The organism is Vibrio sp. 1249-1 (assembly GCF_033340495.1).
The window spans coordinates 519,137-539,553 of record NZ_JAWOWJ010000001.1 but is presented as its reverse complement, the minus strand read 5'-3'; the positions used below and the strand labels follow the sequence as shown (position 1 = coordinate 539,553).

General features: G+C 42.6%; 19 protein-coding genes, 1 tRNA gene and 1 pseudogene. 8 read left to right on the top strand and 13 right to left on the bottom strand.

All coding sequences use genetic code 11. The features are described from left to right. Window positions 1-102: 102 nt before the first annotated feature. Complete coding sequence (locus R7Z50_RS02410; protein ID WP_318148842.1) at window positions 103-678, bottom strand: imm11 family protein; 576 nt, start codon at window positions 676-678, stop codon at window positions 103-105. Between the two features lie 853 nt (window positions 679-1,531). Here R7Z50_RS02410 and R7Z50_RS02405 point away from each other — a divergent pair. From R7Z50_RS02405 to R7Z50_RS02395, 3 genes are all read left to right on the top strand, one after another. Next, entirely contained in the window at window positions 1,532-2,173 is a 642-nt protein-coding gene (locus tag R7Z50_RS02405; RefSeq protein WP_017633652.1) for a murein L,D-transpeptidase catalytic domain family protein, read from the top strand. Between the two features lie 326 nt (window positions 2,174-2,499). Further along, a complete protein-coding gene (locus R7Z50_RS02400) occupies window positions 2,500-2,958 on the top strand; it encodes a hypothetical protein (RefSeq protein WP_318148882.1) in 459 nt (152 codons plus the stop codon). An 86-nt stretch (window positions 2,959-3,044) separates the two neighbouring features. Next, on the top strand, window positions 3,045-3,368 hold the full coding sequence (locus R7Z50_RS02395) for a hypothetical protein (RefSeq protein WP_005373158.1): 324 nt from the start codon (window positions 3,045-3,047) through the stop codon (window positions 3,366-3,368). Between the two features lie 124 nt (window positions 3,369-3,492). On the opposite strand, the pseudogene R7Z50_RS02390 reads toward R7Z50_RS02395, so the two are convergent. From R7Z50_RS02390 to R7Z50_RS02380, 3 genes and pseudogenes are all read right to left on the bottom strand, one after another. Beyond that, window positions 3,493-4,173: pseudogene (locus R7Z50_RS02390) on the bottom strand (DedA family protein). Between the two features lie 50 nt (window positions 4,174-4,223). Then, on the bottom strand, window positions 4,224-4,661 hold the full coding sequence (locus tag R7Z50_RS02385) for a hypothetical protein (RefSeq protein WP_225455293.1): 438 nt from the start codon (window positions 4,659-4,661) through the stop codon (window positions 4,224-4,226). Between the two features lie 87 nt (window positions 4,662-4,748). Continuing rightward, the gene (locus R7Z50_RS02380) at window positions 4,749-5,267 is read right to left on the bottom strand and encodes a DUF4136 domain-containing protein (RefSeq protein WP_005382627.1); all 519 of its coding nucleotides are present in this window, start codon (window positions 5,265-5,267) and stop codon (window positions 4,749-4,751) included. A 371-nt stretch (window positions 5,268-5,638) separates the two neighbouring features. Between R7Z50_RS02380 and R7Z50_RS02375 the strand changes: the two genes are divergently transcribed. After that, window positions 5,639-5,713 (top strand) — tRNA-Gly (locus R7Z50_RS02375). Between the two features lie 16 nt (window positions 5,714-5,729). Here R7Z50_RS02375 and R7Z50_RS02370 read toward each other — a convergent pair. Then, on the bottom strand, window positions 5,730-6,587 hold the full coding sequence (locus R7Z50_RS02370; protein ID WP_318148841.1) for a sterol desaturase family protein: 858 nt from the start codon (window positions 6,585-6,587) through the stop codon (window positions 5,730-5,732). A 7-nt stretch (window positions 6,588-6,594) separates the two neighbouring features. Beyond that, on the bottom strand, window positions 6,595-7,605 hold the full coding sequence (locus tag R7Z50_RS02365; RefSeq protein WP_064354710.1) for a DUF2804 domain-containing protein: 1,011 nt from the start codon (window positions 7,603-7,605) through the stop codon (window positions 6,595-6,597). A gap of 305 nt (window positions 7,606-7,910) precedes the next feature. Between R7Z50_RS02365 and gdhA the strand changes: the two genes are divergently transcribed. Next, the gene (gene gdhA, locus R7Z50_RS02360) at window positions 7,911-9,263 is read left to right on the top strand and encodes an NADP-specific glutamate dehydrogenase (protein ID WP_005373174.1); all 1,353 of its coding nucleotides are present in this window, start codon (window positions 7,911-7,913) and stop codon (window positions 9,261-9,263) included. 76 nt (window positions 9,264-9,339) lie between these two features. On the opposite strand, the gene R7Z50_RS02355 is transcribed toward gdhA, so the two are convergent. From R7Z50_RS02355 to R7Z50_RS02345, 3 genes are all read right to left on the bottom strand, one after another. Beyond that, window positions 9,340-9,807: an OsmC family protein gene (locus R7Z50_RS02355; protein ID WP_017820322.1), complete on the bottom strand. Its 468-nt coding sequence runs from the start codon at window positions 9,805-9,807 to the stop codon at window positions 9,340-9,342. A 99-nt stretch (window positions 9,808-9,906) separates the two neighbouring features. Further along, window positions 9,907-12,264, bottom strand: a complete 2,358-nt coding sequence (locus R7Z50_RS02350) for an ATP-binding protein (RefSeq protein ID WP_262602372.1) — start codon at window positions 12,262-12,264, stop codon at window positions 9,907-9,909. Beyond that, complete coding sequence (locus R7Z50_RS02345) at window positions 12,257-13,225, bottom strand: cytochrome-c peroxidase (protein ID WP_005373180.1); 969 nt, start codon at window positions 13,223-13,225, stop codon at window positions 12,257-12,259. The genes R7Z50_RS02350 and R7Z50_RS02345 overlap by 8 nt, the downstream gene beginning before the upstream one ends. A gap of 498 nt (window positions 13,226-13,723) precedes the next feature. On the opposite strand from R7Z50_RS02345, the gene R7Z50_RS02340 reads away from it, so the two are divergent. Beyond that, complete coding sequence (locus R7Z50_RS02340) at window positions 13,724-15,100, top strand: NfeD family protein (protein ID WP_005382635.1); 1,377 nt, start codon at window positions 13,724-13,726, stop codon at window positions 15,098-15,100. Window positions 15,101-15,110: 10 nt separating this feature from the next. Beyond that, window positions 15,111-15,893, top strand: a complete 783-nt coding sequence (locus R7Z50_RS02335; RefSeq protein WP_005373196.1) for a slipin family protein — start codon at window positions 15,111-15,113, stop codon at window positions 15,891-15,893. 41 nt (window positions 15,894-15,934) lie between these two features. On the opposite strand, the gene R7Z50_RS02330 is transcribed toward R7Z50_RS02335, so the two are convergent. Continuing rightward, on the bottom strand, window positions 15,935-16,369 hold the full coding sequence (locus R7Z50_RS02330; protein WP_318148840.1) for a globin: 435 nt from the start codon (window positions 16,367-16,369) through the stop codon (window positions 15,935-15,937). 243 nt (window positions 16,370-16,612) lie between these two features. On the opposite strand from R7Z50_RS02330, the gene R7Z50_RS02325 reads away from it, so the two are divergent. Then, the gene (locus tag R7Z50_RS02325) at window positions 16,613-17,269 is read left to right on the top strand and encodes an NAD(P)H-dependent oxidoreductase (protein WP_042523604.1); all 657 of its coding nucleotides are present in this window, start codon (window positions 16,613-16,615) and stop codon (window positions 17,267-17,269) included. A gap of 96 nt (window positions 17,270-17,365) precedes the next feature. On the opposite strand, the gene choV is transcribed toward R7Z50_RS02325, so the two are convergent. The 3 genes from choV to R7Z50_RS02310 all read right to left on the bottom strand — a co-directional run bounded on the left by choV (window position 17,366) and on the right by R7Z50_RS02310 (window position 20,403). Next, window positions 17,366-18,544 (bottom strand): choline ABC transporter ATP-binding protein, encoded by a 1,179-nt coding sequence (gene choV, locus R7Z50_RS02320; protein WP_042523602.1) that lies wholly within the window; start codon window positions 18,542-18,544, stop codon window positions 17,366-17,368. A 2-nt stretch (window positions 18,545-18,546) separates the two neighbouring features. Then, window positions 18,547-19,389 carry a choline ABC transporter permease subunit gene (gene choW / locus R7Z50_RS02315; RefSeq protein ID WP_005392552.1) on the bottom strand — a complete coding sequence of 281 codons (843 nt, stop codon included), beginning with the start codon at window positions 19,387-19,389 and terminating at the stop codon, window positions 18,547-18,549. A 75-nt stretch (window positions 19,390-19,464) separates the two neighbouring features. Continuing rightward, a complete protein-coding gene (locus R7Z50_RS02310) occupies window positions 19,465-20,403 on the bottom strand; it encodes a choline ABC transporter substrate-binding protein (protein WP_005382646.1) in 939 nt (312 codons plus the stop codon). Window positions 20,404-20,417 lie beyond the last annotated feature (14 nt).

Here is a 20,417-nt window from a genome sequence, read left to right as displayed (position 1 = left end):
CTGTATTTAGTTGTATATGAGCTTCATTGATAGATGCTCAGCTTTTGTTCCCCCATACCTATATCTATGACTTTAGTTGAGTAAATTACTATTTATTCGTTTTTAAACCAGCACTTCCTTGAAATCCAAACCGGTCAAATTCAGCGCTTTGACGCTATCGTACAAGCCACCTTTTTTGTCCGTGCAAAACGTTCTGAGCCCAGCACCTTTTACTCTGAACAAATCAGATTCATTAACGGCTTCTCTATTCAAAACGAGTTTCTTAAACGGTCTAACACGACTTAGCTTACCATGACGAAGATTATACTCGGTAGCAGAGGTATCAATGGCATCAATTTGAGTGACAATGTTTAATGCTCGCCAAGGCTTTCCTTGTAGATTTAATGGTAAAAATTCGACATTCTCGCTCAACACATCGAGCTTATCCGCAATAGAAGCGGATACAGCAAGAGTAAAAGATCCCCATGCTGCAATATCAGGCCTGGGCAATGGCTTTTCACCCATAACGTCTAACCATTCAATATCAATACTTTTCCAACTGGCTTTAACAGACTCTCCATAGAGTTGGATAGGTTTGCTTGCCGTTACTTGAAGAGACATTTCCAATGGCGACTCTTGCAACATTGCAAAATCATTAACATTGGGAGTGACAATAAACACTTCATTAAATGCTGTCATAACCGTCCTTAAATAAATTCTAGCGCTTTTCTTAATGAGATGAGCGCTTTCACACCAAACCAAACCGAGCATAATAGATAGAGTTTAATTTCATGTTCAAAAATTTAATGAATTAAGATCTGGCGTTCTTATCTTTTAATTTCGAAGTTTTATTATTTATATATTTTAATCCACACGATAGAATTATTTTTTCAATTTTTACTATGTACCCTTCCTTATGTAATCGAATAAATTAGAAAATAAACAATAGCACGCATCACTTCACTTTTGTCGAGCTCATCACTCTCACTTAAACGATACATTCACAAGTTCAATTTTTGTACGACTTAGACTTAGCTTTGTCAATCGTGAATTAAAAACAACCGATTCACCGCTGTTTTACTGCCTTTTCTTGCCACCCTGTTGTTTATTCATACATTATAAATGCACTTATACACATAACGATTCGGCGTTACGATTTGTTACGAGTTAAATCACAAACTTTTGAGGTATTGGATAAAGCGTAGAAAAAGAAAACACATTGAAATAAAAAGAGTTTCTAAAGTACGAAAAATAAAACGCCATTTTTATAAATTAGCAACTTCACAAATATCCTTAAACACAGTTTTATTAATTACATATATCAGATATTATTTACGCCGAAGTTTATAGAAACCATCGTTAAACTTCATATTTTTTATAAGTTTCAATTAGTTAGTTTTTAACTCGAAAACTTATCGTCAACCCAATATCAAGCACCTAAGCGTGCAATAAGAAACATTGGGAATAGAATTATATTGATGTGCATGTTGTTTTAACGAATGCATGAAGCAATCGGTAAATTTGTAACACCATAGAGTTTTATTTAGCCAAGATGAAAAAGTTAATTATATTATTTACATGTGCGCTGTTGTCTGTCTCACCTTTTGCTTTTGCAAAACAATCAGATAACGAACCCAGGGATCATTTACGACCAAAGCAAGTTGAACATGTGTTTAAACAAGCCAAGCTAGATGGCATAGTAGACTTTAAGTTGTTCAGTGACGCTTACATCGCTTATCAGAAGACACCCGATAGAAAGAAGTCGGTACTAACGATCATCGACTATAGTAAACCATCAACTGAAAAGCGTTTTTATGTGGTTGATTTAGATAAAAAGAAGCTAATCTACAATACGTATGTTTCTCACGGCGTGAACAGCGGAAAGAAAACAGCGACACAGTTTTCAAATGTCGTGAACTCGCGAAAAACATCATTGGGCACTTTTTTGACTGATACCACTTACTACGGCTCAAATGGCTATTCACTTCGATTAGATGGGCTAAGCTCTGGATTAAACGACAAAGCTCGCGAGCGTTACATTGTCGTGCACGGTGCCGATTACGCAAACCCTTCCTTCATCAAGAAGAATGGATACCTCGGACGCAGTTGGGGTTGCCCTGCTTTGCCAGAGAAGTTGTCTCGCGAGATCATTGACACCATAAAAGGCGGCAGCGTTATTTACGCAAGTGCATAATATCGATGCGACACATATGGGGAAGAAAAAGAAGATTCTATTTCTTCCCTAGTAATAATCCTGTTAGCTTAATCGTCCTGTGCAACGACTCTCTTTCCATTTTCGCTTACTCGAAAGTGAAAATTATTGTGTTATTCGCTGATATACCTAAGTGCGATCAGAAAACTCTGTTCATCCCCCTTCCATCTCGTTAGTATACGCTGAGTTGATCAGACACTGGCTTTCATCGTTATCATAGTGCCACTAAGATTCCTTAATCATGGTGGGTAACTGTGGCTTTATATGTTTAGGGTTACTTCTTGCGTTATCTACACCGTATATTATTGATGCTTTCTTTGTCCCTGCTCTCAGGGCTCATCACAGCTTCATATGCGCATGAGTGGCACCACACCAAACATTACACTTCCGAGCGCTTACTTAAACTCTCTCAACAAGACGATTTTGAGCTAGCACACACTGATTTTCATGCCTCAGCTTCTCTGAGCTCTTGGGGTTCAGAAAGTTACTACCTACATATAAAGCGCGAGTTGTTCGGGCTTGTCTCCTGTCGCCGAACATCAGCTACTGATGGCGTTTTATCATCAGATTTTACTCCTGATTATTTTTTACTTATTGCTTTCTCTTCTCCACCACTACTGGAGTTGGCAAAACAAGCATCTCGCTTACCTCTAGACAGTTATGGCGGACTCATGAGTCAACGCTCTCTTTATCGCCTCTCAGGAAGAAAGGAAGCGAACTTAATGTACGTCTTTACTCATGGTCGCAACGTCTTCTCTGTTGTTTAACTTTTTATGACATACAGAGAACACGAAAATGTAACGATAAGAACCAATATGCTCATTGTTACTAGAACCAATTTGAGGTCCATATAATGACAAGAATCGCTACAACCATCGCACTAGCATTACTATTTGCAGCGGGCTCAACCTTAGCAAACACAGAAACTAAGCCAGAAGAAATGAGTAACGACACTCTGTTAGAGTGTGCCAACGTTTCTAACGCACGTATTGCAGTTCCGGAACACAGAGCGATGTTCAGACACTACTTAATGTCTGAGAGAGACTACAGCTTTGACCAGCTATCGTCTGCCGAACTTGAATTTAAAGCAGCAGATAAGAATGAGTCTGAAGTAGAGAACATCTACAAGTCTCAGTGCAAAGAAGTTGGCGAATACCTATATAGCATTGGCTATTAAATTCGAAACCCTAACGACACTCAAAAAGAAAGGCGCATACATTGCGCCTTTCTTTTTACTGACAAAAACCTGTCGATTAGATGTCTAATCTGCATACAAGCTTAAAAGTGCAAATCAAGTAAACTTACTGAGAAAACTCAGACACATCCTTGGGTTTACAGAACGCTCGACGTGCTTTAACAAACAAGAAACTAAGCACTCCAATCACAAGAGTAATTATTGGTGCCGCCATTAATAGCATTGTGATTGCTTTGCTCATATTTTCCGGTAGCAAAGGAAGTAATGAACCAAAACCGCATAATATCAGCGTCCATAAAATCGCACTCAGCTACGCAAAGTAATGGAATTTACTAATACGTTTCACTCGCAACCCCATCATTAATGGCAATAGGGAACGAACAACCGGAATAAACCGCGCGCACAAAAGCGCAACCAATCCATGTTTACTGAGTAATACGTCGACTTGTTCCAAACGCTTTTGAGGAACCGCGCTCACCCAACCTTGGACCTTAGGTAAGCGATTTAGCCACTTGCCTTGTAAATAAGCCGCCCAACTTCCCAATCCCGCACTAACAGCTATCACCAACATGATCATAATTGGGTCAAGGACGCCAACCGCCGCCAGCGTACCGGATAATACGACGACACTGTCGCATGGGAAAGGTGCAGCAGGAATAAAACCACTTTCCAAAAAAATAATCACAGCAACAACAAAATAAACTAAACCTGCACTGCCTGGCGCCATTAACGCCGTGAAATCTTGATGCCAAAAGGCACTCAAGACCTGAATTATCGAATCAAACATAAACCGCTCCTAAGCATAATTAACCAAAAGTTGCAAAAACATGGAATGTGTTAGCGAGCATGTATAAAGCGGTATATAAAATTCGATTCTTTTCTCACGCCGATTCTGTATTTAAAGTGAGTAAAAATACTTTCAATACAACAACCTAAAGCCTCATTGCCGATGCGTTTTAGCCGCTTCATCGAGTAAATTGCCGAACGATGCGCCCACCATGCTACATCAAGCATTTCAAACCATTCGGGTTCTACATCGTCGTTCGAGCTCATTTCCTTAGCATGGCTAACCCTCAATACATTCCGGCTGTTTAAACTCGGATAGTCTTGTTGTATTGGAGAGATAGGATATTCTGAAAAGTGCTTCGACTTAGCGTCAACAGCAATATTCTGGTTATGAAAGGAAAGAAAATTTGGGTGTGAGTGCGCCAGGCTCATGCTCGGAGCCAACAAGCAGAAAAGTAGTCCGAGTAAAGCAATCAGAATCGTACGCACAAAGGTAACCAAAACCAAAATAATAAGTTCTTTTAACCCTGTGCGTAACTATTGGCAATTAGTATTCTTAATCGTTAAGAATACTAATTATTTTTCACCGTAAGGGTAGCTTTCAAACATCTTCGCGATTTCTTCTTGGATGAGAGATTCTCTTTTCTCAGAGCTCATTGACTCAGACAGTTTACGACTTGAAACGCCTTTCCAAACGACTTGATTAGCCTTTGCATCAACCAGTTCAACCACCAACTTCCCATACTTACGTTCTTTATATCTTTCTGGGCTTGAAGTGATCACACCAAAGCTATTCCAGCCATAGCCAAAGCTCACCGACGATCCTGAAGAAACAAGCTCGGATTCTTCTACGATATCATGATGTACGTAAAGGTCACCGCCACTATTTACCTTAATTAAACCCTTACCCTCAAGCTGTTCAGCAAGCCCTTGCTCAATACGTCGACCATCAATACTGGTAGGAGCTTCCGCCTGAGCACCGAAGTCAAACGTTCTGTAAGCTGAAAAGTCGGCTTGTTTATCTACATCAGTTGTAACGGTAGTACAAGCAGATACCAGCATCACCACCAGCCCTAATATCAAACCTCTCATCATGTTAAATCTCCTTTGGTTAAGCTGACTGTTTCAGCAGAATTACCCTGTGTTATACATACGCATCAACAGTAAAAAGTAATCATTTCAATATCTAGTCTTGACCATGAAACGTGACTGTTCAATAAACGAGATTAACCTTTACACAGAAAATCTTGAATATCATCAACATCTAAACACCTAAGAATTCGGTGTTTACGACCTAATTGGAAGCCCCTAGGCTTAGTAGCGGAATCGCGAGTGCCACAAAAAACCAGAGACAATGAACACTTTAACATCAGTCCGCTACTTTTTTAGGCAACTGACAAACATTTGATGAGAAAAGACTTTTCTTTTTCGTCCAGTGTGGCATATTAACTGAGTCCTATCGATGCGCGGGCATCGTATAATGGCTATTACCTCAGCCTTCCAAGCTGATGATGCGGGTTCGATTCCCGCTGCCCGCTCCAATCTCTTTATCTCAATTTACTCATAAAAATCCGATGGCGGAGCGAAAAAACGGCGGCAGCGTTGTTTCCATGATAAGTTTGGTCGAGTTACGTCATAAAACATGTCTTTCCATTCTGCAAACGTCACGCGGATGGGATTAAAGCTGTTTACAGGTTTAGAAACCCCATACCGAACCGTTTCCACCTCTGGTTCAAACGTTCCGAACATTCGATCCCAAATAATTAATACACCCGCATAATTTTTGTCGATGTACTGACGGTTCACACCATGATGAACGCGATGATGAGACGGCGTGTTAAATACCCACTCTAGTGGCCCGAGCGAACGAATTGATTGGGTGTGAACAAAAAACTGTAAGCCCAGATTAAACAACACAACGAAGACAACCCATTTTGGCTCAAAACCAATAATCACCAAGGGCAACCAAAAAATCCACATCCCCGCTAGCGGATACATTAAACTTTGACGAAAGGCGGTACTGAAGTTCATTCTTTCCGAACTGTGATGAACAACGTGCGCGGCCCACATCCAACGAATACGATGGCTAGCCCGATGAAACCAGTAATAGAAAAAATCTTGCAGGACAACAAGTAAAAGAAAAGCTGAGACGCTCATTTCGATATCAAACAAACGCCAATCAAACCACCACAAATACAACTGAGCAATCAGTAAACCCGTGAGTATGTCTGTCGCTTGGTGTAAGCCCGCAAGAACAAAATTACACGCTACTTCAGGGAAGTAATACGTCGCGCTTTCAGGCAAGCGTCCCCTTCTTTGTCCGAACCAATATTCGGCAAGCATGCAGAAAAAGAAAACTGGAGCCAGAATCATCAGAAGTAATTCTGGGCGGTCCATCAACTGCGTCCAATCCATTATGTTTCTACCATTTTGCATAGTGATCTTCAGTAAGACCCATAACTTCTTCTAACTGATGTTTGATGCCATTTCCATCGATAAGATAGCCAGAGAAATAACCGATGTACTGACGAAAGTTACTTTTGAGAAGCCAAAAATTTTTCTTCTCTGAGCGTCGATTCAAAGGCGTGAACTGTAAGTTAACTCGTTTATCTTCAGACGTAATATGCCACTTTTGCCCTTCATCACTTCGTGAAAACTGAAACTGCACAGGTTGCAAAAAGTGACGCTGACCATTAATCCACAATACATTTTCGCAATAGCCAGTTTCATTAACGCCAGCTGCCAAATTCAACCCCAGACGCCTGTCATCCTCAAAGCAATTGATACTCGCCCAGCGCCAACTTGTTTCTCGCCGCATGTACCCAGCGGAAAAATCGTAACCAGCAGCCACCTCTGAAAGATCTTGCTCTTTTCCTAATATGAACAAGTTACCGTCTACTGCTAACGCATTGTGCTTCTGAGTATATGTCCAACCCGCATAACCTGTTGGCGTACACAACATTAATGGCAAACTCATATTTTCTGGACGTAAATAGAGATCCGCATTGACTGACTCTGTCACAAAGTGGACGTGCCAAATACCATCCTTAATAGAAAACTGAACTCTTTTATTAGCAAGATGGGCAAGACTGCACCAACTGGAAGGCTGAGTTTGATAACCTATATTAAAAGGTTTCAACCATTGTTGCTCAATCAACTTATTCTTTTTAATATCAAACAGGTAGAAAAAGCCGGATGCTAAATACCGTATATCAGCAATCGCTACTCCAATGACGTAATCAGGTGTGACCAAATTGACGAACTGAAACTGCTTATAATCGCGGTAACGGCGCCACTTAGACACTGGCTTATCCATCTCATCAAGGTAGGTAAATTTATCTAGCTGTAACGATGTTGGAATTCCATCAAGGTGGCCAAACGCTGGTAGACCATTCTGCTGAATAAACGAGTTCAGAACCTTAAGCTCATCCATATAGTTGTCTTTTCACAAGTTATCACACACACAAACTTTAACATGACGTTAACATAAACAATTTGCGTAACTGCACAACAACATCGACTAAAGTGATTTCTGCTTGTTATATGTGAAACTGATCACTCAACCACCCGCTTACTTAGCTAGCCCTACCTATCTCAACCAACACAGCCTGGGTTAGAAGCTGCACATTCTCATCCGCAGGAAAGACCACTACAACCATTGAATCTTGGTCAAAATCACTATTTAATGGAAATACATTCATATAAACTGATTGCTTATTCACATCAAGGAAGAAATCTATGTCATACATACACGATACTATTGTTGCGTTGCAACACAGTAGCCCTGCGCAAAAAGAATTTTACCAAGCGGTAGAAGAAGTATTAACTTCTCTCGCGCCGGTAATAGAAGGCAATAATAAATATAAGGAACAAGCGATTATCCAGAGGATCGTCGAGCCAGAACGTCAAATCATGTTTCGAGTTCCTTGGGTTGATGATGCTGGAAATGTACAAGTAAACAAAGGTTATCGAGTTGAATTCAACTCTGCTTTGGGGCCGTACAAAGGAGGATTGAGATTCCATCACTCAGTCAATGCGAGCATCATAAAATTTCTCGGCTTTGAGCAAATTTTTAAAAACGCACTGACTGGCCTTCCTATCGGTGGCGGCAAAGGCGGTTCAAACTTCGATCCTAAAGGAAAATCCGACGGCGAGATCATGCGATTTTGCCAATCATTTATGAACGAGTTGTACCGTCACATCGGTCCTACCACCGATGTGCCCGCAGGCGATATCGGTGTCGGGGCGCGCGAAATTGGCTATATGTTTGGTCAATACAAACGATTGACGGGCCGCTACGAAGGTGTGCTTACAGGCAAGAGTCTGCTTTGGGGTGGCTCACTCGCCAGAAAAGAAGCGACAGGATATGGCGCCGTCTATTTTGCAGAATGCATGCTCAACGACCGCAACGATTCATTGAAAGGGAAAACTTGTCTCGTTTCTGGTGCTGGAAACGTGGCTATCTACGCCATTGAAAAACTGTACCATATGGGAGCAACGCCAGTTACATGCAGCGACTCTCGAGGTACGATCTATCATGAGCACGGTATTGATCTTAAGCTCCTAAAACAACTGAAAGAAGTGAAAAGAGCAAGCTTAGAAGAATATTTAGAAACTTACCCTGAAGCAGAATACACACCAGAGGGCGACTATCCTAATGAAGGACATGCTGTTTGGCGATATCAGGCTGATGCTGCCTTCCCTTGTGCGACTCAAAATGAATTAACGTCAGACGACGCACTGGCTCTTATCGAAAACGGATGTATTTTGATTAGTGAAGGGGCGAACATGCCAACCACCCGTGATGCTGCCAATATTATCGTGGACTCGGACATAGCTTATGGGCCTGCAAAAGCAGCCAATGCAGGCGGCGTTGCAACCAGTCAACTTGAAATGGCGCAAAACGCCAGCATGCAAAACTGGACGTTTGAACAAGTGGATAGTCAGTTGCAAACCATCATGAAAAATATTTTCATCAATGCAAACGAAACCAGTAAAGAGTTTGGCCAACCTGGAAATTTAGTTTTAGGCGCCAACATTGCAGGCTTTAGAAAAGTCGCTGATGCAATGATTGAGCAAGGTGTCGTCTAGATGAACGAGCCAGCAGGATGACTGCTGGCTTAATATAACTCCGCAATAGGCCGCGCTTTTTGATAAAGAGCTCCACTTAATTCGCAATAAGCGTTGTCACTTCTGTTTTAACGGAGTTGGCGATAAAACAATTCTCATGGGCCATGTGGTGCAGTTTTTCTAATTGAGATGGTGTCGGTTGTTTTTCACCCGAAAATGTTATCTTAGGGTTTAACGTTACCTTTGATACCCACTCTTTTCCGTTTTCGCCTTTTTCAAGCTCCCCTACCGCTTCATCGAAGTAACTGTCCACAACATAACGTCGCTTTGCTGCAATAGACAGGAAAACGAGCATATGACAACTAGAAAGTGCCGCGACAAACGCTTCTTCTGGATCAACGTTTTCTTCTACGGATAGTGGTAATGGTACTACGTGGGGAGATGGAGATGCTGGGACTTGCAACCCTCCATCAAATTGCCAAATGTGTGCCCTACTATACTTATTATCACTAAACTCTTCGCCAGCTTTACGATGCCATTTGATTAAAGCGGAATGCTTACTCATTCTAACTCCCTGATTTTCCGACGACGAATCAACACTATCCGTCCTTGCCACAGTAAACCACAACAAAATGAGTTAAGGAAAGCATCGCACTCACAGGGACTATAAAATCTGTTGAGGATCGGCATTGTTCTTCTGGATATCATCCAAAAGTCTATGAGACTGATGGATGTTGACCTGTAACCGATTGATCAGCATCTGCAACTGCTCAATCTCGGGACTTTGGTTGGCTTTAAGTTGAGTTTCCAGGGCCTCCGTTTGGCTCGCCAAAATAGGTAAACTTAGGTTCAGTGCCATCCCTTTCGTTTTGTGCAACGTCAGCTCTAATGAAGCAAAGTCTTCAGCCATAAAGTATTCAATAAGTTCATCAACAGAAGTCTCAAAATCGACAATAATGCTTTTTAGCAACTCGTCGAGCGCTTCTGGCTCATCTCGTAAAGAAGTAAACATGCCTGAACGGGAGAGTTCTTCCTCTGTTAACCTTAAGTTCTCGATTGGCTTACGTTGCAATTGAAGCACATTGCTGTCACTCGTTAGTGGCGGATTCTGTTTCGGTTCGAGTCTGGCGGCAAACTGTTTGAGAGCGTCTGAAAAGCTCTCATGCTGTAGCGGTTTCGTAAGCACATGGTCTGCTCCTGCTTCGATAAAGCTATCGTGAGCTTCACGAAATACGTCTGCCGTGTACGCAAAGAGTAATGTCTTGATACCTAACTCTTGTCGGATAACGCGTGTCGCCTCAACGCCATTCATCTCGGGCATATGGTTGTCCATCAAGATCAGGTCGTACTCGTTCTCTTTCGCCTTTTTAACCGCGATTAATCCATTTTCTGCAACATCCACTTCATGCCCAAGCTTTTCGCAAAACCCTTTTGCCACAATGGCATTCACACGGTTATCATCAGCAAGTAGTATCTTTAAATGGTGTGATTTTGCGCGAGGTTTCGGTGCTTCTTGCTGCTTTTTCGGAGCAGATTCTACCCAAGGAATCGGCAACTCAACGATAAATTGACTTCCAACGCCTTCTATACTCTTCAGAGTAATATGGCCACCCATCAAATCGGTTAGTTTTTTGACGATGGCTAACCCAAGCCCTGTTCCGCCGAACCTTCGAGTCGTTGATGAGTCTGCTTGCTCAAACGAGTTAAAAATATGCTCGTGCTTGTCTGGCGCAATACCAATACCGGTGTCGCTCACGCGCATGACCAACAACTGATTCGATTCATCTAACTCAGTTCTAACCAGCACATGCCCTTCATTGGTAAACTTCACCGCGTTACCGGCGAGATTAAACAAGATCTGTCGTAAACGCGCACAATCTCCAGTAAATTCAGTATATTCAGAAACCTCGTTTTCCAAGATTAACTCGATATTTTTTTCATCAACAAGTGGTTTTATTGCGCTACACACCGGAGAAAGCACTTGATCGAGCTTAAACTTAGCTTGCTCAAATTCCAGTTTGTTTTCTTCAACTTTAGAAAAATCCAAAATATCGTTGAGGATAGTCATCAGATGCTGGCCAGAGTCAAGAATAACCCTAATGTGCTCTTTCGTCGTCGGCTCTTTGGTCTCTTCTGCAATCATTTGAGAAAGCCCTAGTACGCCATTCATCGGCGTTCTTAGTTCGTGACTCATTGCAGCAAGAAAATTTGATTTCGCTTTTGCCGCTCGCTCGGCTTTGTTTCTCGCCTCTTCAATTTCAAGATTCAACTGTTTTAAGTTATGCATTCGGTGATGTGACTGATAAACAAACGCGCTAACTAGAAACATCACCGCGATAAATACAAACAACCACGTAAAACGCGCCTCACTTTGAGCAATATTGAGTAACCGATGCTCTGAGCTTTCGACAAACTCAATATAAGTGTGATCAAGCAGTTCATTCGTCAGCAATTCAATTCTTTTATCACTCGTTTGAAGCCGTTTAAGGAAGTTCGCTTCTTTTTCACTCTCAACTTCAGTTTGTGTTAGAAGCAACTGGTTGAGAAATTCAAAATAACGACTGCCACCCAATGATTGACCGCTCTCGGTAGAAACCTCTTGCTGATATAAATTGAACAACATGAGTAATGCATACCGATTTTCTACCTGAACACCAATTAACATATCAAGCTTCAACGTTGTTTGAAGCACTCGCTCCTTAAACTGTTCAAGCGTATCCCTAACTTTTATACGATTGGGTGTCACGGGAAACCAAACTGATGCCTTTGATGATTCCAACAGTGCCTGTGCTGCGATTTCTATCTCTACTAAAGATGTTGTTAACTCATAGTTTTTCCTATCTTCAACGGCATATCGGTTCACGATAACATCACGCTCTTCAATCAACTCATGTCCGATATTCATTAGCCCTGCATGAAATTCTTGAGCGTTTTTTGAATTCATATACGACATATACGCCAGTGTGCAGCACGTCAGTATCCCAATAAAAAAGCAAAAGTTGATCAGTTTGAATTTATTCATTTTCCAACACCTCTAAAATTATGGGTCTAGGTGCTGTCAACGACTGCAAGAATGCTTCAATGTCCGCGACATTCTCATCGTTCATCGTTATACCGAGCTGGGTTTTAGCCATGATTTGTATCGCGTCGGATAACTTATCGACTTGCCCATTATGAAAATAAGGACTCGTTAGCGCGACATTGCGTAAACTGGCTACTCTAAAATAGAATCGCTCTTCATCTTCTATCGTAACGAGTTGCCGGCCCGAGTCCTCTACTACTGGCTTATCCTTGAAATAGGCGAACCTTTGGATCATCGCTCCGCCGATATTTTTGCCCTGATGACACTGCACACAACCTGAAGTCTGAAATGTTTTCCAACCTCTGATTTGCTGTTCACTCAGTACATGCGTGTAACCCAATAAGTAAGCATCGAATGGTGCGCCAGGCGTCTGCAGCCCTTCAACAAACTCCACAATAGCGGACTTGATATTATGAACGTTAATCGGCAATTCATCGTCACGACTAAATAGCGCTTGATAATGTTCACTCTCTTTTACATATTGCTCTATTGTTTGCCAGTTTGAGTCCATTTCCATTGGATTATGGATTGGACCATCAATCTGAGCCATCAAGGTGTTTTCCGTTCCATCCCATAAAAAACGATAATTTAACGCCGCATTAAACACTGTTATAGAATTTCTAATTCCATCACCTTTCACCCCCGTAGAGACTGGTGTATTTTCAGCGCCATTGGTTTGCAGATTGTGGCATGTCGCGCAGCTGACATTACCATTTGACGATAATTGAGGATCGCGGAAGAGATGCCAGCCAATTCTCGCTAGCTTAATATCCACATTAGGATCACCCTGTATGGGCTGAACTAGGGAGATATCACCTAACATCTTCGCGTTTCTTGCGGTTGTTGTTTGGCTCAAAATGAGTGTTACAACAGCTAGTGCGATTGCGCTGAATTGCCTCATCAACTACATACCTTAAACTTGTCATTGATATGAATTTAGTTGCATTTTGGCGTTTTTTCCACCGACAGGAAGTTGAAAAAACGAGTTAAGTATTGCTTTGTTTAAGGCTTTGGTTGAAGAGGGAGTAATAAGGCGAATAGGAAGAAACCTATCGCCTTATGAGTAGCTAACGTATTGAAATCTGAGTTTAGTGTAGAAAAGCCAAAAACCGTTGAAACCAAGTCACCTCTCCATAGGAGATCAGATCGAAAATAGTAAAGAAAACGGCACAGATAACGGCCAACTTAATCAAACGCTGAACAATAAACATAAACATCACAATTACCAATAATTTGCTTTAGTTTACTATCTCACACAGCGTTTATATATAAAAAAGTAGTCTCCTAATTAGCCTCGGCAGCTTATTCATTAGAACCTATACTCAAGCATCTCTAAGTTATTTGGATATACTTGAATTAGGATTTCAAAAAGTCCCTGTGACCACACAAGGAGGACTGCATGAAACGACTATGGATATGGTTCTTACCTTTACTCTTGATGGCCAGTCAAGCACTGGCGAATACTGTTTGGATTGTTCCTGTCAAAGGCGCTATAGGGCCTGCTACTAGCGACTATTTATCTCGTGAAATAGAAGAAGCTCAACTAAACGGTGTCAGTTTAGTGATCTTAGAGATGGACACACCAGGCGGCTTAGATAGCGCAATGCGAGATATTATTCACGCGATTACCACCTCCTCCACTCCAATTGCGACTTGGGTTGGCCCGTCAGGATCTAGAGCGGCTAGCGCAGGGACATACATTTTACTCGCCAGCCACGTTGCCGCCATGGCTGAAGCCACCAACCTTGGCGCGGCAACGCCCGTCGCGTTAGGTGGTGCCCCTCAGCCCCCTTCATCGGATGATGGCAAAGATCAAAACGCGGAAGAAACGTCAGAAGGAACCAACGAAGGTTCAGAGAAAGTTCCCGCGAAAACCGCAATGGAGAAAAAGGTGATTAATGATGCTAGAGCCTATATTAAAGGCTTAGCAAAGCTTCATGGCCGAAATGCAGAGTGGGCAGAGAAAGCAGTGAGCGAAGCAGCGAGTTTGGACGCCACAGAGGCATTGGAATTAAACGTTATTGATTATATAGCCAACTCACCAGAGGATTTAGTCAAAGCCATTGATGGACAAACTGTTAAAGTTAACAATCGTGATGTGACATTGTCACTGGAAAATCCCGTATGGATTGAAAGAACACCCGATTGGCGAGCAGAAATGCTAGCCGTTATAACCAATCCAAACGTTGCCTACATTCTAATGCTCATCGGCATCTACGGTTTACTTCTTGAATTTTACAACCCAGGAATTGGCTTACCCGGTGTGCTAGGTGGGATTTGTCTGCTTCTTGCCATGTACGCACTACAAATGATGCCCGTCAACTACGCAGGTCTTGGTCTGCTGTTACTCGGTATTGCACTAATGATAGCGGAAGCATTCAGCCCGAGCTTTGGTATTTTGGGCTTAGGCGGCGTTGTCGCCTTTGTACTCGGTTCGATATTTCTCATGGACAGTGAGTTACCAGGATTCCAGATCGCCCTTCCTTTGATTTTTGGTATTGCCATATTTTCCGTGGCTCTAATCGTGCTGACCGTCGGCCTGCTGCTCAAAATTCGTCGCCGGCGTGTAACGACGGGTTTAGAGACTTACCCTGGGAAGGTCGCCGTGGTAAGCGATGACTTTATCGATGGCGAAGGACGCGTTCAACTCAACGGTGCGTTATGGCGAGCTAAAGCCAAAGACCATCAACAATTCAAACAAGGTGATCACGTCACCATTGTTAATGTTAAAGGGCTGACCTTAACTGTGATGCCTGATGACCGCCAAAATAAATAGGAGGCGCTTTATGATGCTCTATACCGTTGCGGTGATCGTGGTGCTGCTGTTCGCACTAGCGACCCAAATGTTCAAGGTTTTGAGAGAATACGAACGTGGGGTTGTGTTCTTTCTTGGTCGATTTCAAGAAGTCAAAGGACCTGGTTTGATCATCCTTATCCCATTTATTCAGCAAATGGTGAGGGTTGATTTACGTACTGTCGTTTTGGATGTGCCGACACAAGATTTAATTACCAAAGATAACGTTTCTGTGCGCGTCAACGCGGTCGTTTATTTTCGCGTAGTCGATCCTCAAATGGCGATTAACAATATTGAAAGCTACAGCGATGCCACCAGTCAGTTAGCACAAACCACGCTGCGCTCGGTATTGGGTCAGCATGAACTCGATGAATTGCTATCAGAGCGAGAACGCCTCAATAAGGATTTACAATCCATTCTCGATCAACAGACTGATGACTGGGGAATCAAGATTGCTACGGTTGAAGTCAAACATGTTGATTTAAATGACAGCATGGTCAGAGCCCTAGCCCGTCAGGCAGAAGCAGAACGTAACCGTAGGGCGAAGATCATTCACGCTACTGGTGAGTTAGAGGCTTCAAATAAATTAAAAGAAGCAGCGCAAATGCTCAACGAAGCACCGAATGCACTGCAATTACGTTACATGCAGACACTCACTGAAATCACTACAGACAAAACATCCACTATTATTTTTCCAATGCCGATCAATCTTGTCGAAGCTGTCAGTGATATCGCCGAAGCGGTGAAAAAGAATAAAGAGACACAAGATAAGTAAGGTTCTGACCCTAGGAAGTAACGACCACTCACGTTACTTCCTTATTTGGAACTCGCTTTAAGGATGTGCCCATCTTCTTTATCACACTCTTGTTTCATTACTTCTAAGCCCGTTTTAAAGCATGTTCGCCAAGCGGTTTCAACATCGGTATCGTACCCGGAATCACACTGTCGAACCGTTTCTAACGAACTCTCAAGCCAAACATCAAAATCCTGCGGCTCTATACCAATTTCGGCACTTGCATGCTTTTTCCCATACTTTTCCACCATTTTGTGCGCTTCGGTCGAGGTATCTGCCATCATAAAAAATACGATAGACCCTCTAAGCATTCTCACTTGTTGGTGCATGTCTATACCGTCAAACTTCTGTCTAAAGTTGGCGCTTTTCGACCATAAATTTTTGTAGAACAAGTCGAAAAACTCCTGATCTGAAGCACAACGTTCATAGCTATCATTAAAAACTTCAATCACGTTCATGTTGCTTTCCCCTACGCCTCAATATGAGTTTAATTTAATATCAAATAAAAGCTTCCAAATAAGGACTTTTAAGTTTCAAATCGATCAACTCACATCGATTTTCAACAAAAAGTAAAAAGTGATTTAAATAAACACCCTCTTATCAATGAAAAAATATCCATTATCATGAACCCATATTCGAGGTACGCATGGTTGTCGATGCTAGTGCATCCTCATCTGTCATCACATAAAGAGGATATAAACGTGTCCCATCAAATCATTACCGATCTAAATAACCGTTACACTGCAAAAAAATATGATGAAACCAAGCGCGTTTCTCAAGAAGACATGGCGATAATCAAAGAAGCACTGCGTTTGTCGGCGTCTTCTATCAACTCACAACCATGGAAATTCATCGTTATTGAAAGTGATGAAGCGAAGCAACGTTTCCACAATACGTTTGCAAATATGCACCAGTTTAACCAACCACACGCGAAAGCCGCATCACATACGATTCTGTTTGCTTACGATCCTAAATTTACTAAAGAGAAATTTGCGAAACGTGTGGATGCAGAAGTAACATCTGGCCACTTGCCAGCGGAGATGTACAACAACTTTATGGGTGCTTACGCTTTTGCCGATGCAAATACGGACGAAAATGGCTTCAACGGAAACTGGACAAAAGCACAAGTCTATTTGGCACTAGGCAACCTACTACACACATTGGCACGACTAGGCATTGATTCAACACCGATGGAAGGTGTCGATCCGGCTCTGATTGGAGAAGAGTTTAAAGAAGAGCTCGAGGGCCATATTTGTGAAGTTGCGCTGGCGATTGGCTACCATAAAGATGGGGAAGATTACAATCATGGTCTTCCAAAAGCGCGCCTTGCAATGGATGACGTAATTACGACTCTATAGTCGACCATTGTCTTAGCTTAGCGACTTAAATCATTGTTTAAACTAAAAAGAGCCGCACATTAATGCGGCTCTTTTTTACTTGGTTCTGCGTCAACTTTACGCAACTTGCTCTGACTTAAAATTACCAAGCAATGCATCGTAAAGTTCATTGTCGCTTAACACACCAACCAGCTTATTATCTTCAACCATAAGCAGAGGCTGATTGCTACGCTGTTTAAGTTCAATCGCTTCTCGCATACTGATTTCTGGACTAACCTGAACCAGAGAGTTTTCATTAACTTCGTCAAGGTTCGAAGAATCGCTCTTCCATTGAATCAACGATTTATCTTTATCCGCTAAACTTAACCCCTTGCTCTCTTGTATCACCCAAATATCTTTATCAGGGCAAATCAGAACACGCGTATCTTCGCGAACCAAATCGTCACGCATTAAGGAACGTCCCTTCAGCACATTTAATGGATTAGTGTGAGCAACAAAGTCCGCCACATAATCGTTTTCTGGAGCAAGAATGATCTGTTCTGGCTTGCCATGTTGAATCAGCTTTCCTGATTCCATAATGGCGATGTTGTTACCGATTTTAAGTGCTTCATCCAAGTCGTGACTCACAAAAAGAATGGTTTTGTTTAGCTTTTCCTGAAGCAGAATCAATTCATCTTGAAGCTGAGCACGAATCAATGGATCAAGTGCTGAAAACGGTTCATCCATTAACAAGATATCAGTGTCCATCGCGAACGCTCGCGCTAGGCCAACACGCTGCTGCATACCACCAGAAAGCTCGTGCGGGAATTTGGTTTCCCACTCAGATAAACCGACCATTTCGAGCTGTTCACGCGCCTTTTTACGACGCTCTGCTTTACCAATGCCTTGCATCTCTAGACCAAACGCTACATTGTCTAACACCGTTAACCAAGGCATCAATGCAAACTTCTGAAACACCATGGACACGCGGTGCGTACGAAGGTGGCGCAGTTTCTGTTCGTCACAGTTAGAGAGCTCAACCATATCGTCGCCATCTTTAATTTTCAGAGAGCCACGAGAAATATCGTTCAATCCGTTAACCGTTCGCAGCAAACTTGATTTACCCGAGCCTGAAAGCCCCATCAAGACACAGATCTCACCCTGTTTCACGTTCAGCGAAACATTATCAACCCCAACCACTTGGCCAGTTTCATCAATGATTTCTTGTCGAGATTTCCCTTGATCTAGTAGTGCTAGCGCCTGTGCTTGTTGCTGACCAAAAACGACATCAAGATTTTTAATAGTAATAGCGTCCATGATTATGCCTCCTTCTGGTTTGGTGCTTTACACAAGCGGTCAAGAATGATGGCAACGAGTACAATCGCTAAACCAGCTTCAAAACCTTGTGAAATGTTTACCGTATTCAGTGCACGTACGACTGGCTTACCAAGCCCATCAGCACCAACAAGCGCCGCAATGACCACCATAGAAAGAGACAACATAATGCACTGCGTAACGCCAGCCATAATACTTGGCAATGCCGCAGGTAACTCCACCTTAAACAGTAGCTTCATGCGGCTGGCACCAAATGCTTTACCCGCTTCAAGTAGCTCCTCCGGCACTTTAATAATGCCGAGGTACGTCAATCGAATTGGCGCAGCGATAGCGAAAATGATGGTCGAGATTAGACCAGGGACAATACCCAATCCAAACAGAACCAAGGTTGGAATTAGGTAAACGAATGTCGGGACGGTCTGCATTAAATCGAGTATTGGCCGCAACAAGGTGTATAACCAAGGACGGTGCGCCGCCATAATGCCCAACGGCACGCCAATTAATACGGAAATCGTTGTCGCTGCAAACACAAGGACAAAGGTTTCCAGCATTTCTTGCCAGTAACCAAGGTTGAGAATTGCGAGTAAGGCCAACACGATAAATACGACAAGAGGAATGCTGCGATGTAAGAACCAAGCAATTGCCGCCGTCATAATGATTGGCGCTGCAGGTGGCATCCATTTAAAAATGTCCACCACGAAAAGAATGATCGTTTCAAGTGTAATAGAGATTGCATCGAAAAAACCCGATGCATTGATGGTTAACCAATCGACGCCAGTTTCCATCCATTGGCCCAACGGTAGTTTGTTGTCCGTAATAAAATTCAAAATAAAACCTTTGTGTTAATGAAGCGGGCAAAACTGCCCACTTTCTTTTAAAAAAACGAGCTCAAATACTGCTTATTAAGCGTTTGTTTTTAAGTAGTTTGTAATAGCTGTTAGCGCATCTTGGCCATCCACCGTTTTCACGCCCTCTAGCCACGCTTCAATTTGCTCTTGGTTTGCATTCAACCATGCTTGCGCTGCTTTTGATGGCTTCTGTTTCTGGTTAAGAATCGCTTCCATCAGTTCATTTTCCATTTCTAGGTTAAACTCTAGATTTTTCACTAGCTGACCTACATTTGGACACTCAGCGAGGTAATTTTTACGTACGTTTGTGTAGACGTTCGCGCCGCCGTAGTTAGGACCGAAGAAGTCATCACCACCCGCTAGATATTCCATTTCAACGTTACTATTCATTGGGTGCGGCGCCCAACCTAGGTACACAATCCATTGATTGCGGCGTGCGGCACGTGATACTTGAGACACCATGCCAGCTTCACTGGACTCAACTAGGCTGAAATCTTTTAGGCCGAATGCGTTACTATCAATCATTGACTGAATTAAGCGGTTGCCATCGTTTCCAGGTTCAATGCCGTAAATGCGGTCTTTAAATTTGTCGGCATGTTTTACTAGGTCAGCGAAGTTGGTTACGCCTGCGTCATAAACGTATTTTGGAACCGCTAGCGTGTACTTTGCGCCAACGAGGTTCGCGCGTACGGTTTCAACAGTACCTGCATCACGGTATTTCGCGATATCACCTTCCATCGTTGGCATCCAGTTACCTAAGAAAATGTCGATATCGCCATTAGCCATAGAGGAGTAAGTTACAGGCACAGACAGAAGATCGGTCTTCGTTTTGTACCCCAACCCTTTAAGTAACTCTGATGTAACGGCAGTGGTCGCTGTGATGTCAGTCCAACCTACATCTGCGAAACGAACCGTTTCACATTGGTTGGCGTAAGCGCCTGTTGCTAAAGTACTTAGTGCAATTGTTGAGAAGATTTTTGTCATCTTAGACATGTTGAATTCCTTGT

Excerpts from the sequence above, each read along its gene's own strand:
- R7Z50_RS02410 (WP_318148842.1), bottom strand. The coding sequence starts at position 678 with ATGACAGCATTTAATGAAGTGTTTATTGTCACTCCCAATGTTAATGAT.
- R7Z50_RS02405 (WP_017633652.1), top strand. The coding sequence starts at position 1,532 with ATGAAAAAGTTAATTATATTATTTACATGTGCGCTGTTGTCTGTCTCA.
- R7Z50_RS02400 (WP_318148882.1), top strand. The coding sequence starts at position 2,500 with ATGCTTTCTTTGTCCCTGCTCTCAGGGCTCATCACAGCTTCATATGCG.
- R7Z50_RS02395 (WP_005373158.1), top strand. The coding sequence starts at position 3,045 with ATGACAAGAATCGCTACAACCATCGCACTAGCATTACTATTTGCAGCG.
- R7Z50_RS02380 (WP_005382627.1), bottom strand. The coding sequence starts at position 5,267 with ATGATGAGAGGTTTGATATTAGGGCTGGTGGTGATGCTGGTATCTGCT.
- R7Z50_RS02370 (WP_318148841.1), bottom strand. The coding sequence starts at position 6,587 with ATGGATTGGACGCAGTTGATGGACCGCCCAGAATTACTTCTGATGATT.
- R7Z50_RS02365 (WP_064354710.1), bottom strand. The coding sequence starts at position 7,605 with ATGGATGAGCTTAAGGTTCTGAACTCGTTTATTCAGCAGAATGGTCTA.
- gdhA (WP_005373174.1), top strand. The coding sequence starts at position 7,911 with ATGTCATACATACACGATACTATTGTTGCGTTGCAACACAGTAGCCCT.
- R7Z50_RS02355 (WP_017820322.1), bottom strand. The coding sequence starts at position 9,807 with ATGAGTAAGCATTCCGCTTTAATCAAATGGCATCGTAAAGCTGGCGAA.
- R7Z50_RS02350 (WP_262602372.1), bottom strand. The coding sequence starts at position 12,264 with ATGAATAAATTCAAACTGATCAACTTTTGCTTTTTTATTGGGATACTG.
- R7Z50_RS02345 (WP_005373180.1), bottom strand. The coding sequence starts at position 13,225 with ATGAGGCAATTCAGCGCAATCGCACTAGCTGTTGTAACACTCATTTTG.
- R7Z50_RS02340 (WP_005382635.1), top strand. The coding sequence starts at position 13,724 with ATGAAACGACTATGGATATGGTTCTTACCTTTACTCTTGATGGCCAGT.
- R7Z50_RS02335 (WP_005373196.1), top strand. The coding sequence starts at position 15,111 with ATGATGCTCTATACCGTTGCGGTGATCGTGGTGCTGCTGTTCGCACTA.
- R7Z50_RS02330 (WP_318148840.1), bottom strand. The coding sequence starts at position 16,369 with ATGAACGTGATTGAAGTTTTTAATGATAGCTATGAACGTTGTGCTTCA.
- choV (WP_042523602.1), bottom strand. The coding sequence starts at position 18,544 with ATGGACGCTATTACTATTAAAAATCTTGATGTCGTTTTTGGTCAGCAA.
- R7Z50_RS02310 (WP_005382646.1), bottom strand. The coding sequence starts at position 20,403 with ATGTCTAAGATGACAAAAATCTTCTCAACAATTGCACTAAGTACTTTA.